This window comes from Ectopseudomonas chengduensis, from assembly GCF_900102635.1.
GTDB classification, from domain to species: Bacteria; Pseudomonadota; Gammaproteobacteria; order Pseudomonadales; family Pseudomonadaceae; genus Aquipseudomonas; species Aquipseudomonas chengduensis.
Map to the genome: position 1 here is coordinate 205684 of NZ_FMZQ01000002.1, position 18888 is coordinate 224571.

The following is an 18888-nucleotide window of genomic DNA, read 5'->3' on the forward strand; positions in this document are numbered from 1 at the left end:
CTTATTGGCTGGCCTTATTGGGCGGTAGGCAGCACGCCAAAGACGGTGCGATAGAGCACGCCCATGGCCACGACCATCAGCGGAATGCTCCACACCAGACCGATACCCAGCGGGATGGCGCTGACGATGACGATCAGACCGAGCAGCAGGAACAGGCCGAAGACCTTGAACCAGTGCTGGGTGATGGCCTTGCGCGAGGCTTCCAGTGCCTGCCAGGGCGACAGACCACGCTCGACCACCAGCGGAATGGCCAATAGATAGGCCACGGCCAGGTAGATGCCGGGGATCAGCAGCAGGATCATGCCGAGGTAGATCAGCAGCATCATCACCACGGCGGTGATGATCAGCGGTACGGTGCGCCCGAAGTGGCTGAAAATCTCGTTGAAGTTCAGCGGCTGGTCGGCTGCACGGCGAATGCCGACCATGTTGATGCCGGCCATGAAGGGGTAGGCCAGGGCCGAGGCCAGCAGCGAAATCAGGATCTCGCCGACGAATACCAGAAACAGGTTTTCGCTCAGGGCGCCGAAGATGCCGACGACGCCGCCGAGGATGAAGGTGGCGGCCAGCAGCACCACGTAGAACACCAGGAAACCACCGATGATGATGCCTTTGGTGCCCTTGACCTTGCTCCAGGATTCGCTCAGCAGCTCGCCGATGCTGAAGTCATAACCGCGTGCCAGGGCTTCTTCGATGCTCGGTGTCTGGTTAGACGGCGTCTGTTGCAGGTCGCTGGTGGGAGCGGCATAGGGATTGGGGGTGATCGCGTCACTCATGGTTGCATCCTTGTAAGTAGAGTGGGGAGACTGGGCAATGCTAGTGGTTACGGCTCTCGCCCGACAAGTGCAGCGAGCCTGGCGCTGCAACGGCTGTGCGCTGGTTCATGCTTTGGCCGGCGACGGCGAGCCTGGAGGTGAATGATAGACTGCCGGCAACTTTACGTCCGGTACGGAGCCGCCAATGACTTCCAGCATCTTCTGGTACGACTACGAAACCACCGGTATCAATCCGCGGTGTGACCGTCCGCTGCAGGTGGCGGGTATCCGTACCGATGAGGCGCTGAACGAGATCGGCGAGGTGCTGAACATCTACTGCCGCCCCAGCGACGACATCCTGCCGCACCCCGCAGCCTGCCTGGTGACTGGCATTGATCCGCAGCGCCTGCAGCAGTTGGGGCTCGACGAGGGCGAGTTCATGACCCGTGTGCATGCCGCGCTCTCGGCGCCTGGCACCTGTGGCGCCGGCTACAACAGCTTGCGCTTCGATGATGAGGTGACGCGCTACAGCCTCTATCGCAACTTCTTCGATCCTTACGCGCGTGAGTGGCAGGGCGGCAACAGTCGCTGGGACCTGATCGATCTGGTGCGCACCGCTTATGCGCTGCGTCCCGAGGGCATCGAGTGGCCTGAGGAAGAGGGGCGGGTGTCGCTCAAACTGGAGCGCCTGACCCAGGCCAATGGTATCGACCATGGTCAGGCTCACGATGCGTTGTCCGACGTGCGCGCCACCATTGGCCTGGCACGGCTGCTGCGCGACCGACAGCCAAAGCTTTACGACTTTCTCTACCAACTGCGCAGCAAGCAGCGAGTGCTGGATCAGATTCGCCTGCTGCAGCCGCTGTTGCACATTTCCGGACGTTTCTCTGCTGCACGTCATTATCTGGCACCCGTGCTGCCGCTGGCCTGGCATCCGCGCAATCGCAATGCGCTGATCGTCTGTGACCTGCAGGCCGATCCGTCGCCCTTGCTGAATCTGGATGCCGATACGCTGCGTAGTCGTCTCTACACGCGCCGCGAGGACCTTGCCGAGGGCGAGTTGGCGGTGCCGCTGAAGCTGCTGCATATCAATCGCTGCCCGGTAGTGGCGCCGCTTTCGGTGCTGCGCGAGGCGGATCGGCAACGCCTGCAACTGGACTGGTCGACTTGTGAGCGCAATGTCGAGGCGCTGAAGAATGAACAACCGCTTTGGCAGGACAAACTAGCGGTCATTTACCGTGAAGAGGCCTTTGCAGGCAGTAACGACCCTGAGCAACAGCTTTACGATGGGTTTATCGGGGATCGTGACCGTCGTTTGTGTGAACAGGTACGTGGTGCTCAACCCGACGCATTGGCCAACGACAAAAAATGGCCGTTCGATGATGCGCGACTGCCAGAGTTATTGTTTCGTTATCGGGCGCGTAATTTCCCTGCCAGCCTGTCAGCCGCTGAATCTCAGCGCTGGGAAGAGTTCTGTCGGCAGCGTTTGAGCGATCCAGAGTTTGGTGCGCCCAATACCCTGACGCAATTTCACGCGGCGTTGGAGCAGTTGCGTACGGACTGTAGCCCCGACCAGTTGCAACTTCTGCAGCAGTGGCAGACCTATGCGCAGGCGCTGCAGGCGCGTTTTGCCGTGAATCCTGCTGGCGTTTAAAGCGGGCAACAGACAGTCAGGGCGATGCGCAGAGGCGATGGCCTCGTCTGTGCGTTGTAAGAAAAATGCAGGGGACGGGAACTTTTCGCTCGTTCAGCTTTATTGCTGATGCAGGCAATTGCTCGAAACTGTTGCGCCTGAAAAAACATCGGCAATAAAAAACGCCAGCGTGGCTGGCGTTTTGGGTATCGCTCAGGAATTAGCCCAGCAGAGTGGCCCAACCTTCTACGACATCGGCGCCCCACTTGGCTTTCCACTCTTTCAGAGTCTTGTGGTTGCCGCCTTTGGTTTCGATCACTTCGCCGCTGTGCGGGTTCTTGTACTGCTTGACCTTGCGCGCGCGCTTGGCAGCCACAGGCTTGCTGGCACGTACGCCTTTGCCGGTTTTGGCTTCAGGGTCGAGCAGGGCGATGATGTCGCGCAGCGACTTCTGATATTCGCCCATCAGGGTGCGCAGCTTGCCTTCGAATTCCAGCTCTTTCTTCAGTTTGTCGTCTTGCGACATGTTCTTCAGACGCTCTTGGAGCTCTTTGATGCTTTCTTCGATGTTGCGGTATTCGTTGATCAGCGACATGGGCATTACCTTGGCGTGAATAAGTCTGTGGTAGTCAACAGTGGTCTAATAATAGTCACGCACTTATAGCAAGTAAACAGCAGGCCACAAAATAACTGCAGTGCAATGCAACGCTATGTGTCGCTCAGGCTTAAATTTAATCGGCTACTGCAACTAGGCCATGAAGTTTTCGCTGCGCGCAAATAGGGCACTTGCCGGGCGCTCAGTCGCGGGCTTGTGCAGGCGCATGGCTGCTGCAGTTTTGCCGGCATATCGTTAGAATGGCCGACTTTTTGCGCCGCCATTGGGGTTTTAGTTATGCGCACGTTCAGATTGGTCATCTCCTGCCCTGACCGCGTCGGCATCGTTGCCAAAGTCAGTAATTTCCTCGCGACCTATAACGGCTGGATTACCGAAGCCAGTCACCACTCCGATACGCAGAGTGGCTGGTTCTTCATGCGTCACGAAATCCGTGCCGACTCGCTGCCGTTCGATCTGGATGGTTTCAAGCAAGCGTTCTCGCCTATTGCCCGCGAGTTCTCCATGGAGTGGCGTATCACCGATTCGGCGCAGAAGAAGCGCGTGGTGCTGATGGCCAGTCGTGAGTCGCATTGCCTGGCCGATCTGTTGCACCGTTGGCACAGCAATGAACTCGATTGCGAGATTCCCTGCGTGATCGCCAACCACGACGATCTGCGTAGCATGGTCGAGTGGCATGGCATTCCTTACTTCCATGTTCCGGTCGATCCCAAGGACAAGGCCCCGGCCTTCGCCGAGGTGGAACGCCTGGTCAAGGAACATCGGGCCGACGTCATCGTCCTGGCGCGCTACATGCAGATTTTGCCACCGGCGCTGTGCGCCGAATTCGCCCAACGCGTGATCAACATCCATCACAGCTTCCTGCCGTCGTTCGTCGGCGCCAAACCCTACCACCAGGCTTCGCTGCGCGGCGTGAAGCTGATCGGCGCCACTTCGCATTACGTCACCGAGGAGCTGGATGCTGGTCCGATCATCGAGCAGGACGTGGTGCGCGTGACCCATCGCGACGATATCGAGGAAATGGTGCGTCTGGGCAAGGATGTGGAGAAGATGGTGCTGGCACGTGGGCTACGCTATCACTTGGAAGACCGAGTGCTGGTGCACGACAACAAGACGGTGGTGTTCGACTGATCTTGCTGCGTGGGCAGGCTCGATGTACGTCAGAGGAGAACGCCCATGCTCAAGTCCATCAAGGTGCGCGACTACATGACTCGCCATCTGGTGACCTTCAGGTCGGATACCGATCTGTTCACCGCCATCAATCGATTGCTGGAACACCGGATTTCCGGTGCGCCGGTGGTCGATTCCCAAGGCCACCTGATAGGCCTGCTGTCGGAGGGTGATTGTCTGCGTGGCATTCTCTCCGGCGCCTATTACGAGGCAATCGGCGGGACAGTCAGCACTTACATGACCACCGAGGTGGAGACGGTCACCCCTGAGGCCGACATCATCGAGTTGTCCGAGCGTTTTCTGCGGGGACGGCGGCGGCGTTTGCCGGTAATCGAGCACGGTCGCCTGGTGGGGCAGATCAGCCGTTGCGACGTGTTGCGCGCGGTGAAGGAGTTTGCCCAGCACGAGCAGGGCTCCCTGGAAGTCAGCTGATGGAGGCTCGAACGGCATGACCGACCCACTGGAAAAGGCCACCTCAAAGGCGCCGCCGACCCTGGGCGAAGGCTGTGTAAGGCGATACGACCCTGATGCGCTGAGCGAAGAGGATGGGACCGAGTTCGCCGATGCCGCCGAACTGTGGCGTCAGCTGCAGGAGCAGGCCGAAGACAAACCTGAGCGATAATCGAGAAGGGCGCCGTGGCGCCCTTCTTGTTACTGGCTGTTTCAGATTCGGAAGCTGTCGACCATCTGCTTGAGGCGTGCGGCCTGTTGCTCCAGATCGCCGCAGGCGCGCAGGGTGGCCTGCAGGTTTTCCACGCCCTCCTGGTTGAGGGTGTTGATCTCGATGATGTCCATGTTCAGTGACTCGATTACCGAGGTCTGTTCTTCGGTGGCGGTGGCCACCGACTGGTTCATCCCATCGATCTCGCCGATACGGGCGGTCACCGTGCCTAGGCGTTCGCCGGCCTGGTTGGCGATGTCCACGCTTTCTTCGCTGTAGCGCTGGCTCTCGGTCATGGTGGTGACCGATTCTCGCGAACCGACCTGCAGTTCCTCGATCATTTTCTCGATTTCCTGCGCCGACTCCTGGGTGCGGTGCGCCAGGTTGCGCACCTCATCGGCGACCACGGCGAAACCGCGTCCGGCCTCGCCGGCACGAGCCGCCTCGATGGCGGCGTTGAGTGCCAGCAGGTTGGTCTGCTGGGAGATGCTCTTGATCACCTCGAGGATCTGGCCGATGTCCACGGTCTTGCTGTTGAGCATCTCGATCTTGGCGCAGGCGTCGCTGATCTTGTTCGACAGTTCACTCATCGAACGGATCGCTTGCTGCACCACCTTGCCGCCGTCTTCTGCCTGATGGCGGGCATCCGATGCCTGGCTCGAGGCGTCGGCGGCGTTGCGGGCGATTTCCTGTGCAGCCGCGCCGAGCTGATTGATGGCAGCTGCCACGCTGTTGGTGCGGCTGGCCTGTTCGTCGGAGTTGACCATCGAGGAGTTGGAGGCATTGACCACCAGCTTGGCTACTTCGTTGACCTGGACGGTGGCCGATGACACTTCACGGATCGAGCTGTGGATACGTTCGACGAACTGATTGAAAGAGCGCGCCAGGGCGCCGAATTCGTCGTTGGACTGGATCGCCAGACGCTTGGTCAGGTCGCCTTCGCCCTTGGCAATATCCTCCATGGCCTTGCCCATGGCGGTCAGCGGCTGCATCAGCACCCGGATCAGCAGGCCGAGCAGGGCGATGATCAGCACCACGGCGATCACCGTGGCGATGATGGCCGAGGCGCGGAACTCGGTGAGCATGGAATAGGCCTTGGCCTTGTCGATCGACAGGCCGATATGCCAGCTGACCGAGGGCAGGCCCTTGACCGGGGTGAAGGTGAGGATGCGGGTGTCGCCATCGAGCTGCGCTTCGCTGAATTCACTGCTGATGCGCGGGGTGTTCTGCGGATAGATGTCCTTGAGGTTCTTCATCACCAGGTTCTTGTCCGGGTGCACCAGAACCTTGCCGTCGGCGCTGACCAGGAAGGCGTAGCCGATGCCGTCGAAATCCAACGCGTTGATGATGTTCACCAGCGTCTGCAGGCTGAGGTCGCCACCGACCACGCCAGCGGGCCTGGCCGGGGTAGCGATGGTGATGATCAGCTCACCGGTGGCGGCATCGACGTAAGGCTCGGTAAGGGTGGTGCCGCCAGCGGCCAGGGCGTCCTTGTACCAGGGGCGCGTACGTGGGTCATAGTCAGCGGGCATCTGCTCGTCCGGGCGCATGGTGAAACCGCCGCTTTCGGTGCCCAGATATGTAAAGGCGAATGAAGAGGTCAGCGCCTTCTGCTCCAGCAGTTTGACCACGCGATCCGGCTCGCTGTCGTTGCTGATCGACTGCGCTGTGCTTTCCACCAGCAGGATGCGCCCCGACAGCCAGTTCTGGATGTTGCTGGCGGTCACATTGCCCATCTCCTGCAGGTAGCTTTCCAGGTCTTCACGGATGGCGTTGCGTTGCAGGTAATCGTTGTAGAGGGTGAACAGGGAGAAGGCGACTATCACCACCAGCGATGCTGCGAGCAGAATCTTGTGGCTGAACTGCAGGTTTTTGCTCATGTTGTCTTGCGTCCGGATGGCTCTGGAACCAGTCTTGTATTCCACGGCTGCGCTTATAAGAGCGTTTTCGCGGGCTGTTGCGGCAGATGGGATGGGTATTTGTTCTGCTGTTTGTATCGGTATAACTGCAGTAAAGCTTTAACCCAGGGGATGGCAAGATGCCTTTGAATTCACAGTTCGTATTGGGTGCTGGCAGTGATGGTCAGGCGGTTGGTCAGCCTTTGCGCCTGGCCAACCGTCACGGTCTTATTGCCGGTGCCACCGGCACCGGCAAGACGGTGACCCTGCAACGGCTGATTGAGACCTTCAGTGACGCCGGGGTGGCGGTGTTCGCCGCTGATGTCAAAGGTGATCTGTGTGGCCTGGGCGCTGCTGGCGCACCGCAAGGTAAGGTCGCCGAGCGCATCGCCAGCATGCCCTGGCTCAATCACCAGCCGCAGGCCTACCCGGTGACGCTGTGGGACGTACATGGCCAGAGCGGCCACCCGCTGCGCACCACGCTCAGCGAGATGGGGCCGTTGCTGCTCGGTGCCCTGCTCGAGCTGACTGACAGCCAGCAGGCCGCTCTCTACGCAGCGTTCAAGGTGGCTGATCGTGAAGGTCTGTTGTTGCTCGACCTGAAAGACCTGAAGGCGCTGCTCGGCTATCTCAAGGACAATGCGCAAGTGCTGGGCGCGGACAGTGCGCTGTTCACCAGTACCTCGGCACAGGCGTTGTTACGTCGCCTGGCAGGGCTGGAGCAGCAGGGCGCCGAGGCCCTGTTCGGCGAGCCGGCGTTGCAGCTCGAAGACCTTCTACACCCTGACCGTGATGGCCGCGGGCGCGTGCATCTGCTCGATGCCTCCCGCCTGGTGCATGAGGCGCCCAAGGTGTACGCGACCTTCCTGTTGTGGTTGTTGGCCGAACTGTTCGAGCAACTGCCGGAGCGCGGTGATGCGGACAAACCGGTACTGGCGCTGTTCTTCGACGAGGCGCACCTGCTGTTTCAGGGAACGCCCAAGGCGCTGCAGGAGCGTCTGGAACAGGTGGTGCGGCTGATTCGCTCCAAGGGCGTTGGGGTGTATTTCGTCACCCAGTCGCCGAGCGACCTGCCGGATGATGTCCTGGCTCAGTTAGGTCTGCGTATTCAGCACGGCCTGCGCGCGTTCACGGCCAAGGAGCAGAAGGCCCTGCGTGCAGTGGCCGATGGTTTTCGCCCGAACCCGGCGTTCAACACGCTCAGTGTGCTGACTGAACTGGGCATTGGCGAGGCGTTGGTTGGCACGTTGGAGGAAAAAGGCACGCCGGCGATGGTTCAGCGCGTGGCCATCGCGCCACCGCAGTCGCGCATCGGCCCGCTGAATGAGTCCGAGCGTGCAGCATTGGTGCGCCAGTCGCCGTTGGCTGGGCGCTACGACAAGCCTGTCGACCGCGAGTCGGCCTATGAGCTGCTCACCGCGCGTGCCGAGCAGGCGCGCAATGACGCGCCAGTCAAGGTGGCGGGGAAACAGAAGGCGGAACCGGGGTTAGGCGACATGGCCAGCGACCTGCTTGGCAGCGCGATGAAGAGCGCGTTGCGTCAGGCCGCCAACCAGATTGGCCGGCAACTGGTGCGGGGGCTGATGGGGTCGCTGACGGGTAGCAGGAAGCGTTAGCAAGCGCTGAAAAATCGTCATTCCCACGCAGGCGGGAATCCAGAGCTCCAGAGCAATTGGACTCTCGCCTTCGCGCAGTGGCTGTAGAAAGCCTTTTTCAGAACTTCCCCCGGCTGTGGGGGAACCTGGGGGAGTGTCGCTAGCCGGCGGTTTCGTCGGCAGCGTCCTGCTTGTCCTGGCGTTCTTTCTCGATTTTCTCGATTTCTTTCTCGAAGGCCTGGTCGAGCAGACTGGGCTTCTTGCGCCAGGGTTTGCGGTCGGGGTCCGGCTGAGCGGCGTAAGTGATGACTTCTCCGCCGTATACATCCTTGTAACGCTGCGCCTGGCGCTCGAGTTCGGCGCGCAGTTCGTCTTTCGTCACTGTTTTTACCTGTAGGTTGTGATCGACCCACACGACAGCCGAAACATCAGGTTTCACTGTTGCGCTGAGGGATCAATCTAAAGTGCTTCGCCTTGGTTGGCTGGGAGAAAAGTTTGCAAAGTTTCACGCTTTGCATCTTTCTCCTTTCTCTTCAGTTACTTATCTATCTGTAACTTTTTTCCGAGAAAAGTTGCATTGGGCAACTGGCGGTATTATCGCCAATGCCCTTTAAATGTCCAGTGATCAGTCCGCAAGCGCCTGGTAGCGCAGGCTGAAACTCATCTGAACACTTTGCTCTGCTGCCAGTAAATGTAGCCCTGGTCGCCCCGCTAGATGATGTGCGTTGACCGGATGAGTGACCGGCTCGAAGCAGAAGAAGTTCTGCGCTTCTGGGCAGAACAACAGAAACACATTGCTGCCCTGCGCCTCGCAGATGAGTTGATAACCCGCCTCGGGTTGAATGATGCAAGCGCGCCCCGGCCATTGGGTAAACGCATTGTCGACAAGTTGTCGCGGCAACAGGGTGGGCTCGGAGAAGTTCCAGGCCTGTGGCAATTCGACCCACTGACTGGAAAGTTTGTCTTCGCCGCATAACCAGACGCCGCCTGCCTGCGCCTGTACGCGGGTGTGCGCAGTGCGCGGCAGATAAGGATGCAGGCCGAGCCCATACCAGGTGGGCTGTTCGCCAAGATGGGTGGCTTGTAACGTCAGGCGCAGACAGCCGTCAGTGAGTTGTACGTCGAGAGTGGCGTGATAGGGAAAGGGCAATTGGCTATGCAGTTCCAGGCTGGCGCTGTCGGACGTCGCATTGACTATCTTCCAGGGTTGTTGCCAGGCACTGCCGTGTATCGGCAGTGCTTCGTGTTCGGTGTTGGCGCCCAGCGCTTGCCAGCCGTCAGGGGTGGCGAAACCGCCTCCGCCAATGCGGTTGGACCAGGGTAGCAACGGGTAGCAGGCCAGGCGTCTGGGATTGGCGGCAGCCAGCGCCTGTTCATCGCTGTGACGCAGCAGTGGCTGGCCGTCGCTGAGGCGCACCCAGTTGACCAGGCTTGCGCCCAGTTCCGGGGCGAGAGTCAACTGTGTCAGGCTATCGCGCAGGGTCAGCAGAGTCGTTGGCATTTGACGCTCCTAGGGCGTTATTTGTCGGGAATTCATAGTGTCATCGTACAACTGCTGGGCTATCATTACGGCAAAGCCTCAAGTCTTAAGTCGAGAGTCCGTCCACCATGGAAACGCAAAACGCTCAACCTCGTGCTCGTCGCAAGCACCGCAGCCTGGCCCAGGAGCTGGTAGCCGATCTGTCGCAGCGCATTCGCGATGGGCTGATCAAGCGCGGTGAGAAGCTGCCGACGGAGTCGGCGATCATGGAAGAGCAGGGCGTCAGCCGTACCGTGGTGCGCGAGGCTCTGTCGCGTCTGCAGGCAGCCGGTCTGGTCGAGACCCGTCATGGCATCGGTACTTTCGTGCTGGACACGCCCAGCGCCAGTGGTTTTCGCATCGACCCGGCGACCATCGTCACCTTGCGCGACGTGCTGGCCATTCTTGAGCTGCGTATCAGTCTCGAGGTGGAGTCTGCCGGGATGGCGGCTCAGCGTCGTAATGACGTGCAACTGAAGGCCATTCGCGAGGCACTGGATGCCATCAACGAGAGCGCGATGCATGCCAGCGATGCCGTGTCCTCGGACTTTCATTTTCATCTGCGTATTGCCGAGGCCACCGGCAACCGTTACTTCACCGATATTCTCAGTCATCTGGGTACCAGCATCATCCCGCGTACCCGGGTCAATTCCGCCAGCCTGGCGCGTGACGATCAGGCCCACTACATGGCGCGCCTGGAGCGTGAGCACGAGCAGATCTTCGAAGCCATCGCGCGCCAGGATGCCGAGGCGGCGCGGGCAGCGATGCGTCTGCACCTGACCAACAGCCGCGAGCGCCTGCGTCAGGCGCACGAAGCGGCCGAGGCCGAAGCGCTGCACGGCTGAGCAGCCGCTAGCGGCGGTAAGCCAGCAAGACAATCCCGCCCACCACGATCAGCCCGCCAAGCACCTGCAGCGGGCCGAGCAACTGGCCGAGCACCAGCCAGCCCAGCAGCATGCCGGCTACTGGTTCCATGTTCATCACCGGCGCGTTGCGGGCAATGTCCAGGCGCGGCATCAGGATGAACAGCATCGAGAACGCCGTGCCATAGAGCAGCACCAGGCAGGCCAGGGCGATCCAGCCGGCCGCCGCGTTGGGCAGACCCAGGCCGCCGGGCAGTGCACCGCTGGCACCCGCCAGGGCCGAGGCACTGAAGACCACCGCCATGGTCAGCATGCTGCGCACTCGTCCGGGCATGACTGACAATCGATGTTCGGTAATCCACAGCGCAACGGCGAAGACCCCCGCAGCAGTCAGGCTGAACAGCACCCCTTCGACCCAGCGCGCGTCGAGCTGAGCCTCGCCGGACAGGCGCGCCGGCACATCCAGCACCAGCACCAGACCGAACAGGATCAGGCCCATGATCATCGCGGCGCGGCCGGTTGGCGCCGCGCCACCGAGTGCCCAGGTGAGCAGCGCCAGCAGGATCGGCGAGAGGTTCACCACCAGCAATGCCAGGCCTACCGGGATGCGTGCCACTGCCGAGTAGATGCAAAAGCTCTGCACCGCGATCAGCAGCCCCAGCACCAACTGCCAGCCCCATGTGCTGCGGCTCAGGCGCAGCGAGTCACGTTGCCATAGCACCAGCGCGGCGAGTACCAGCAGGGTGCCCCCGGAGCGGCAGAGCATTGCCATCAGCAGACCGGTGTCGTGGTCGAAGGCGATACGCGCGGCGATGTGGTTGCCAGCGAAGGAGCAGGCCAGGGTGGCGAGGATCAGCGCGGCGATATGCCGGGGAAACGGGGTTGCTGACATGGCAGAGCGATACGTCCTTATAAAGCGAGAGCCGCCAGGCGGCGGCTCGGGTTGGATGAGGTAGCCCCGCAAGCGGGGCGGCTAATCAATGCCTGCGATCACTGAATCAGAGCACGACGCTGGGCAGCCACAGCGAGATGGCTGGAATGTAGGTCACGGCCATCAGCACCATGAACAGCGCGGCGTAGAACGGCAGCAGTGCCTTCACGGTGTTCTCGATGGTGACCTTGCCGATTGCAGCGCCAACGAAGAGTACCGCACCTACCGGTGGCGTGATCAGTCCAATACCGAGGTTGACCAGCATAATCATGCCGAAGTGCACCGGATCGACGCCGAAGGAGGTCACCACCGGCAGCAGAATCGGGGTGAGGATCAGGATCAGCGGCGCCATGTCCATCAGCGTGCCCAGGGCCAGCAGCATGAAGTTGACGCACATCAGGATCACGTAGCGGTTGTCCGAGAAGGTCAGGAATGCCGTGGTGATCTTCGACGGAATCTGCATCAGGGTCATGATGTAGCCGAACGCGGCTGCGAAGGCGATGAGGATCATCACGATCGACAGTGTGCGCACGGTGCGGTGCAGCATCTTCGGCAGTTCACGCCACTTGTAGTCGCGGTAGATGAACATGGTCACGAAGAACGCCCAGACCACCGCGACAGCCGCTGACTCGGTGGCGGTGAACACGCCACTGAGGATGCCGCCGAGGATGATGAACATGGTCATCAGGCCCCACAGAGCTTCCACGCAGATCTTCAGCGCCTGGCGCAGCGGAATCACTTCGCCTTTCGGGTAGTTGCGCTTCTTGGCGAACCACAGGCACAGCGTGGCCAGGGTTACGCTCATCAGCAGACCCGGGCCGATACCGGCCACGAACAGCGCGGCGATGGATACGGTGCCACCGGCCGCCAGCGAGTAGATCACCGAGTTGTGGCTGGGCGGGGTGAGCAGCGCCTGTACCGAACCGGATACGGTGACGGCGGTGGCGAACTCACGTGGGTAGCCCTTCTTTTCCATTTCCGGGATCAGCACTGAACCAACCGAGGCGGTATCGGCCAGGGAGGAGCCGGAGATGGCGCCGAAGAAGGTCGAGGCGGTGATGTTGACCAGTGACAGACCGCCGCGGACGAAACCGATCAACACCCCGGCAAACGCCACCAGGCGCCGGGCCATGCCACCCTCGGCCATGATCGCGCCGGCCAGGACGAAAAACGGAATGGCCAGCAGGGAGAATTTGTTCACGCCACCGGCGATCTGGATCATCACCGCGTGCAGGGGGATATCGATCCACCAGGCGCCGATCAGTGCGGAAACGCCAAGCGAATAAGCAACGGGGACGCGTAGCAGGATAAGGACAATGAAACTGCCTAAAAGAATGGCGGCATCCATTTACGCGGCCTCCTTGGAATCTTCAGTGTGTTCGAAGTCGACGGCACGGCGCTTATGTTGATCGCCGTACAGCAGTTGTTCGATGACGAACAGGAGGGTGATGAAACCGCCCACCGGGATTGGCATGTAGCTGATGCCGACACGTACCGAGGGCAGGGTGCTGAGGTACTGGTTCCAGGTTGCTACGCAGAGCTTGTAACCCCAAATCAGCATGAACAGCGCGATGCCGCCCATGACCAGACGTACGAACAATGTGATCAGCGGTGCCAGGGTTTGTGGCAGGCGATCGGTCAGTGAGGTCACGGCCATGTGGGCACCTGCACGGTAGCCGGCAGCGGCACCGACGAAGGTGAACAGCACCATCAATAGCACTGAAATCGGCTCGGGCCAGCCCAGTCCTTGACCCAGCACGTAACGGCTGAATACGCCCCAGGGGATGATCAAAGCCATGATCACGATCGCCAGGCCGGCGGTCGCGATACAGGCACGGTAGATGGCGTCATTGACGCCCAGAACCAGGTTTTTCATGAGACTTCACCGGTTGCGCGGCGCAGGCGAGGTGCCGGCGCCGCGCGCTTGCGCGTGGATTACTGAACGGCTTCGATACGCTGAATCAGTTCAACGAACTGCGCGCCGTACTTCTCACGAACCGGGGCGGTCGCGTCGTAGAAGGGCTTGGTATCGATTTCGATGAATTCGACGCCTTCAGCCTTGAGTTTCTCTACGCTGCTGGCGCTTTTCTCGTCCCACAGTTGGCGCTCTTCCAGTTGCGCTTCCTTGGCCAGTTTCTTGACCAGTTCCTGCTGTTCCGGCGTCAGCTTGTTCCAGGTGGTCTTGGACATCAGCAACGGCTCGGGCAGGATCAGGTGGTGGGTCTGGGTGTAGTACTTGGCGGAGCGGAAATGGTTGTGCTCGAGCAGGGTGGGCGGATTGTTCTCGGCGCCGTCGATCACGCCGCTCTGCAGGGCACTGAAGATTTCACCGGTGTCCATGGCGATGCCGTTTGCACCCATGGCGTTGAGGGTGTCGATGAACAGCGGGTTGCCCATTACGCGGATCTTCATACCTTTCAGGTCTTCGATGCTGCGTATCGGCTTCTTGGTGTAGAGGCTGCGGCTGCCGCCGTCCATCCATGCCAGGCCGACCATGTTGAAGTCGGAGTTGGTGATGGCGTCGAGGATTTCCTGGCCGATCTCACCGTCGATGATCTTGCGCATGTGGTCGACGTCGCGGAACACGAACGGCATGTTGAACACGTTGGTGGCCGGAACCACCGAACCGACCGAACCGAGGCTGACGCGGGTCAGCTGCACGGCGCCGATCTGGGTCTGCTCGATGACTTCCTTCTCGGAGCCGAGAACGCCGCCGGCGAACATGCGGGACTTGATATCGCCGTTGGTGGCAGCTTCCAGCTTCTTGCCGAGGTTTTCCATGGCGACTACGGTCGGGTAGCCAGCAGGGTGGATTTCGGCAATCTTCAGGGTCATCTCGGCCTGTACGAAGGAGGACAGACCGAGCGCTAGCGGAAGTGTGGCGAGAAGCAACTTACGTTTGAGGTTCATGCGGAAAACTCCGTCTTGTTGTTGTTGGTGTACAGCAGTGTGAGTCCGGTGCCGCGAGCGGCCCGGGGTGAATCGGATTAGGGTTGGAAGGCAGGCTCCTCGATACCGCACACGCCGGCTTGCAGGGCGAATACACCACCGGCCAGAGGCTGGTCGGAAAGGTCGCCGCCGGGGCGGATCGAGGTAACGAACAAGGTGTCCAGATCGGCGCCACCGAAGGCGCACATAGCGGGCTTCTTCACCGGCACGGCGAGCGAGCGATCGAGTCGGCCATCCGGGGTGAAACGGTGGACCAAGCCTTCGTCATTGCCGCAGATCCAGTAGCAACCATCGACGTCCATCGCTGCGCCGTCCGGGCGACCCGGATGCTGCTTCATGTCGATGAACAGGCGACGGTTGTGCGGCGTGCCGCTATCGGTGTCGTAGTCGAAGGCCCAGACGCTCTGCACGCTGGGGTGCGAGTCGGAGAGGTACATGGTGCGGCCGTCAGGGCTGAAGGCCAGGCCGTTGGGCACGATGAAGTCGTCGAGCACCTGTCGCAGTTGGCCGTCGTAGCGATACAGCGCGCCGACGCGCGCACCTTGGGCCATATCCAGCAGCATGGTGCCGGCCCAGAAGCGGCCTTGGCGGTCGCAGCGACCGTCGTTGAAACGCATCTGCGGGCGGGCATGTTCGACCTGTGCCAGGCGCTCGGCCTGTACGCTGCCATCGTCCTGCGGGCGTAGATGGAAGATGCCGCTCTGCATGCCGGCGAGCCAGCCGCCAGCGGGGTGCATGGCGATGCAGGCAAGCATCTCGTCGGCCTGCCAGCTCTGCGTCTGGCCATCTGCCGCGGACCAGCGATGCAGGCGTGCGGCAGGGATGTCGGCCCAGTAAAGAGCCTGTTCGGCAGCGTTCCACACCGGGCTTTCGCCCGTGGCGTTGCGCGCATCGACAATCAGTTCGGCTGTCATGGCTGTGGCGCTCTACTTGTTGTTATGGCTTGGGGCGGTTGCGGCGTTCTGTTCAGTCGTCGCCGAACGGGCCGGCGGCAACGAAGGCGCCGCCCTGGTAGATGCGCGCCGGATCGTCGGCGGCCGGCATCGGCTGCGCTTCCACCTTGTCGCGGAACACTTCCGAGCTGTCCTTGGGCTCGAAGCCCAGGTGTGCGGCCTGGCTGTTGTCCCACCACACATCGCGGTTATCCGACATGCCGTAGACCACGGTGTGGCCGACGTTCTCGGTATAGAGGCAGCGTTCGAGCAGGTGGGTAAGGTCGTCGTAGCTCAGCCAGGTGCTCATCATGCGGCGATTGGCGGGTTCGGGGAACGAGGAGCCGATGCGGATGCTGACGGTTTCAATGCCGTAGCGATCGAAGTAGAAGCTGGCCATGTCCTCGCCATAGGACTTGGATAGGCCGTAGTAGCCATCCGGGCGGCGCAGACAGTTGGCGTCGAGATGTTCGTCCTGCTTGTAGAAGCCGATGACGTGGTTGGAGCTGGCGAACACCACGCGTTTCACGCCATGGCGGCGGGCCGCTTCGTAGACATGGAATACGCCGCAGATGTTGGCACCGAGGATTTCTTCGAAGGGGCGCTCGACCGAGACACCGCCGAAGTGCAGGATGGCGTCGACGCCTTCGATCAGTTGATGCACGGCGGCTTTGTCTGCCAGGTCGCAACGCACCACTTCTTCGTGGGGGCCGGCAGCAGGGGCCATCTCACCGATGTCGGACAGACGCAGGATATTGGCGTAGGGGCGCAGACGTTCGCGCAGTACCTTGCCCAGTCCGCCGGCAGCGCCGGTCAGCAGCAGGCGATTGAAGGGGCGCAGTTCGCTGGATATCGTGGTCATGGCGGGGCCTGGACTCTTGTTGCTTGTTGTTATTGGTTTGTCATACGTTGTCGTATGACTTGGGTCGATTATCAGCACCAACCCAGGCAATGTCAACGCGACAGTGGGGGGAAATTGAGGTGTTTTGTCTGCGTTTCACTGAGCGGGTCTGACCTGTTAAACAGCCATGGTTGGCAAGGTAAACTGCGGCTCGGTAGGCTCTACTACGGCAATTTATTGTGTTCGCACAGAGTATTCGAACAACGCGCGGGTGGCCTCAGGCAGGTGCGGGGTCAGTTTTCTCGGGGCGTATTTGACTAAAGTTGTATGACAACGTATCTCGGCTGAGGTGGAGTGTCTTCTTATGCGAAGCACTCGAGTGACTGGAGGCGTGACATGGGCAGGAAACCTGCTGGCATCCGCAGCAGTGCGGCCCCGACGCTGATTGATGTCGCCAGGGTCGCGGGGGTGTCGCCGATCACCGTATCGCGGGCACTGGGGCGCCCCGAGGTGGTCACCGATGCCACCCGCAAGCGCGTACTGGAAGCGGTGCGGGCGACCGGCTATGTGCCCAATCTCGCGGCAGGCTCTCTGGCGTCCAGTCGCAGCCGGCTGGTGGCGATCTTCCTGCCAACCATTGCCAATTCGATTTTCGCCGACACCGTGCAGGCGCTGACTGACCGGCTGGCTGCTGCTGGCTACCAGACCTTGCTCGGCCTCACCGGCTACAGCCCCGAGCAGGAGGAGGCCTTGCTCGAGGCGGTGTTGGGGCGTCGGCCGGATGGCATTGTCCTGACCGGCACTGAACATACCCAGGCGAGCCGTGAGCGCCTGGCGCGGGTGGGCATTCCGCTGGTCGAGGCCTGGGATCTGTGCGAATACCCGGTGGACATGCTGGTCGGCTTTTCGCACGAGGCTGTGGGCCAGGCGGTGGCGCGCTATCTGATCGGCAAGGGCTATCGCCGGGTCTCGGTCGTGGGCATCGATGACCCGCGCGGCCTGCGCCGTTATCGAAGCCTGGTGAAGGCGCTGCAGGGCCATATGAGAGCTCCCGTGGCAGCGCAGATCCTGCCTGCACCGGCGACCTTGGCGGTGGGCCGCGAAGGTCTTGCGCGTCTGCTGCAGGAAGATGTGGCCGGCGAAGTGGTGGTCTGCAGTTCCGATACGGTGGCGCAAGGCGTGATGGCCGAGGCACTCAGCCGTGGCCTGCGCATTCCTCAGGATCTTGCCGTGATGGGTTTCGGCGACCTGTCCAGCGCAGCGCACACTTACCCGCCGCTTTCCACCGTGCGGGTGGATGGGCCGCGTATCGGTTGCGCTATCGCCGATGCTCTGCTGGCGCGCTTCGCCGAGCCTGCAGCGGCGCGCCAGCCGCTGCGCCTAGACGTCGGGTTCGAACTGATCGAGCGCGGCAGCGCCTGAGCCTTTCAGGCCAGGCGCAGGTGGTTGTCCCACAAGCCGGCCGGTAACTTCAGGGCGTTGGTGACGATGCGCTCGCCGCGGCAATCGTACAGGCGGCAACGGCCCTGACCCGAGGTCACGACGAAACCGTCGGCAACCGCGCCAACGCCTGCACAGTCTGGCAATGGCACATCCAGGCGCACCTGAGCGCTGTCCAGATCCCAGATGAAGAAGCGGTTGCCGCGCGGTGCGGTCAGCGCCAGCAGGCGCAGGTCGTCGTGAATGGCCACGCTGGCGGTGTACTGGTTCATGGCCACGCGTTGCGTCTCGCCCAGAGGAAAAGGCTGGAACGGCTGGCCGGGGCGCTTGATCGCCAGCAGCGGCACCTGATCATGCAGATCGCCCATGTACTGCTGGCCGCTGACCACCGTGCCGTCACGCGCGACAGCCAGGTGGCGGATGCTGTTCTGCTGGTCGGCCAGATACTCCTGGCTGACCAGGCTGCCGTCGCGCTTGATCAGCGCCAGGCTGGCCTGCATGGCGTCGAGGTTCATCTCCACGCGGCTTTCCGCTTCGGTGCGGATGCCGCCGTTGGCCACCACCAGGGTTTCGCCATCGTGCATCCACAACAGTTGGTGCGGGCCGACCCCATGGCTGCTGTGTTCACCGTCGCGCAGCAGTTGCTCACCCTGCAGGCGATAAACGCCAATGATGCCCCGGCCTGGCTCGGTGGTGTCGTTTTCGGTGGTGTACAGCCACTCGCCGCCTTTGTGAAACACCGCGTGGCCGTTGAAGTGGCGCCCGGCCGGCGAGGCAAGTGTTTGCAGCAGGCGGCCGTCGCGGGTGTCGATCAGGTAGCTCTCGGTGCTCGGCCGGCGACCGACGAACAGGGCCATCGGCAGGGCAGGGTGCGGCACCACATCGTGGCAGCGTTCGTTCACCGGCGTGGCGAAGGCGCGCTGACCATCGAGGCGATAGCCGACGGCGTAGTGGTTGCCGTTGCCGTCGTCACGGGCTGACAACAGCAACGGCTGGCCGGATGGGCCGAACAGCGTCCAGCCACCGAAGGCGCCTGCCGCCGCGAGGCTGGCAGCGGCTGCACTGAGGCCGAGGAAGGCTCTGCGTTGCAT

General features: G+C 61.6%; 19 protein-coding genes. 7 read left to right on the forward strand and 12 right to left on the reverse strand.

All coding sequences use genetic code 11. From position 1 onward, the window contains the following. Positions 1 to 14 precede the first annotated feature (14 nt). A complete protein-coding gene (locus BLS08_RS05530; RefSeq protein ID WP_017675051.1) occupies positions 15 to 773 on the reverse strand; it encodes a DUF975 family protein in 759 nt (252 codons plus the stop codon). A 184-nt stretch (positions 774 to 957) separates the two neighbouring features. On the opposite strand from BLS08_RS05530, the gene sbcB reads away from it, so the two are divergent. Beyond that, entirely contained in the window at positions 958 to 2406 is a 1449-nt protein-coding gene (sbcB, locus tag BLS08_RS05535; protein WP_017675050.1) for an exodeoxyribonuclease I, read from the forward strand. A 199-nt stretch (positions 2407 to 2605) separates the two neighbouring features. Here sbcB and mvaT read toward each other — a convergent pair whose 3' ends face one another. Then, positions 2606 to 2980: a histone-like nucleoid-structuring protein MvaT gene (gene mvaT, locus BLS08_RS05540; protein WP_017675049.1), complete on the reverse strand. Its 375-nt coding sequence runs from the start codon at positions 2978 to 2980 to the stop codon at positions 2606 to 2608. Between the two features lie 297 nt (positions 2981 to 3277). On the opposite strand from mvaT, the gene purU reads away from it, so the two are divergent. Genes purU through BLS08_RS26285 form a run of 3 tightly spaced genes read left to right on the forward strand, consistent with a single transcriptional unit; the run spans position 3278 to position 4790 of the window. Beyond that, on the forward strand, positions 3278 to 4129 hold the full coding sequence (gene purU / locus BLS08_RS05545) for a formyltetrahydrofolate deformylase (RefSeq protein ID WP_017675048.1): 852 nt from the start codon (positions 3278 to 3280) through the stop codon (positions 4127 to 4129). Positions 4130 to 4174: 45 nt separating this feature from the next. Beyond that, positions 4175 to 4600: a CBS domain-containing protein gene (locus BLS08_RS05550; RefSeq protein ID WP_017675047.1), complete on the forward strand. Its 426-nt coding sequence runs from the start codon at positions 4175 to 4177 to the stop codon at positions 4598 to 4600. Positions 4601 to 4616: 16 nt separating this feature from the next. Next, positions 4617 to 4790, forward strand: coding sequence for a hypothetical protein (locus tag BLS08_RS26285; protein ID WP_017675046.1), 174 nt, complete (start codon positions 4617 to 4619; stop codon positions 4788 to 4790). A 41-nt stretch (positions 4791 to 4831) separates the two neighbouring features. Here BLS08_RS26285 and BLS08_RS05555 read toward each other — a convergent pair whose 3' ends face one another. Next, entirely contained in the window at positions 4832 to 6709 is a 1878-nt protein-coding gene (locus BLS08_RS05555) for a methyl-accepting chemotaxis protein (RefSeq protein ID WP_017675045.1), read from the reverse strand. Positions 6710 to 6867: 158 nt separating this feature from the next. On the opposite strand from BLS08_RS05555, the gene BLS08_RS05560 reads away from it, so the two are divergent. Then, entirely contained in the window at positions 6868 to 8343 is a 1476-nt protein-coding gene (locus BLS08_RS05560; protein ID WP_017675044.1) for a helicase HerA-like domain-containing protein, read from the forward strand. A 139-nt stretch (positions 8344 to 8482) separates the two neighbouring features. On the opposite strand, the gene BLS08_RS05565 is transcribed toward BLS08_RS05560, so the two are convergent. Beyond that, complete coding sequence (locus BLS08_RS05565) at positions 8483 to 8704, reverse strand: hypothetical protein (RefSeq protein ID WP_017675043.1); 222 nt, start codon at positions 8702 to 8704, stop codon at positions 8483 to 8485. 243 nt (positions 8705 to 8947) lie between these two features. Beyond that, complete coding sequence (locus BLS08_RS05570) at positions 8948 to 9823, reverse strand: aldose 1-epimerase (protein ID WP_017675042.1); 876 nt, start codon at positions 9821 to 9823, stop codon at positions 8948 to 8950. A gap of 107 nt (positions 9824 to 9930) precedes the next feature. Here BLS08_RS05570 and BLS08_RS05575 point away from each other — a divergent pair, with 107 nt between their 5' ends. Beyond that, positions 9931 to 10686, forward strand: a complete 756-nt coding sequence (locus tag BLS08_RS05575; RefSeq protein WP_017675041.1) for a FadR/GntR family transcriptional regulator — start codon at positions 9931 to 9933, stop codon at positions 10684 to 10686. 7 nt (positions 10687 to 10693) lie between these two features. Here BLS08_RS05575 and BLS08_RS05580 read toward each other — a convergent pair whose 3' ends face one another. The 6 genes from BLS08_RS05580 to BLS08_RS05605 all read right to left on the reverse strand — a co-directional run bounded on the left by BLS08_RS05580 (position 10694) and on the right by BLS08_RS05605 (position 16378). Continuing rightward, a complete protein-coding gene (locus tag BLS08_RS05580; RefSeq protein WP_017675040.1) occupies positions 10694 to 11596 on the reverse strand; it encodes an EamA family transporter in 903 nt (300 codons plus the stop codon). A gap of 106 nt (positions 11597 to 11702) precedes the next feature. Then, positions 11703 to 12983, reverse strand: a complete 1281-nt coding sequence (locus tag BLS08_RS05585; RefSeq protein WP_017675039.1) for a TRAP transporter large permease — start codon at positions 12981 to 12983, stop codon at positions 11703 to 11705. Beyond that, a complete protein-coding gene (locus tag BLS08_RS05590; protein ID WP_017675038.1) occupies positions 12984 to 13511 on the reverse strand; it encodes a TRAP transporter small permease in 528 nt (175 codons plus the stop codon). Between the two features lie 59 nt (positions 13512 to 13570). Next, a complete protein-coding gene (locus tag BLS08_RS05595; protein ID WP_017675037.1) occupies positions 13571 to 14545 on the reverse strand; it encodes a TRAP transporter substrate-binding protein in 975 nt (324 codons plus the stop codon). Between the two features lie 77 nt (positions 14546 to 14622). After that, complete coding sequence (locus BLS08_RS05600; protein WP_017675036.1) at positions 14623 to 15498, reverse strand: SMP-30/gluconolactonase/LRE family protein; 876 nt, start codon at positions 15496 to 15498, stop codon at positions 14623 to 14625. 52 nt (positions 15499 to 15550) lie between these two features. Beyond that, on the reverse strand, positions 15551 to 16378 hold the full coding sequence (locus BLS08_RS05605) for an NAD-dependent epimerase/dehydratase family protein (protein ID WP_017675035.1): 828 nt from the start codon (positions 16376 to 16378) through the stop codon (positions 15551 to 15553). 375 nt (positions 16379 to 16753) lie between these two features. On the opposite strand from BLS08_RS05605, the gene BLS08_RS05610 reads away from it, so the two are divergent. Further along, the gene (locus BLS08_RS05610) at positions 16754 to 17779 is read left to right on the forward strand and encodes a LacI family DNA-binding transcriptional regulator (protein ID WP_017675034.1); all 1026 of its coding nucleotides are present in this window, start codon (positions 16754 to 16756) and stop codon (positions 17777 to 17779) included. Between the two features lie 5 nt (positions 17780 to 17784). Here BLS08_RS05610 and BLS08_RS05615 read toward each other — a convergent pair whose 3' ends face one another. Beyond that, positions 17785 to 18888, reverse strand: a complete 1104-nt coding sequence (locus BLS08_RS05615; RefSeq protein ID WP_017675033.1) for a DUF1513 domain-containing protein — start codon at positions 18886 to 18888, stop codon at positions 17785 to 17787.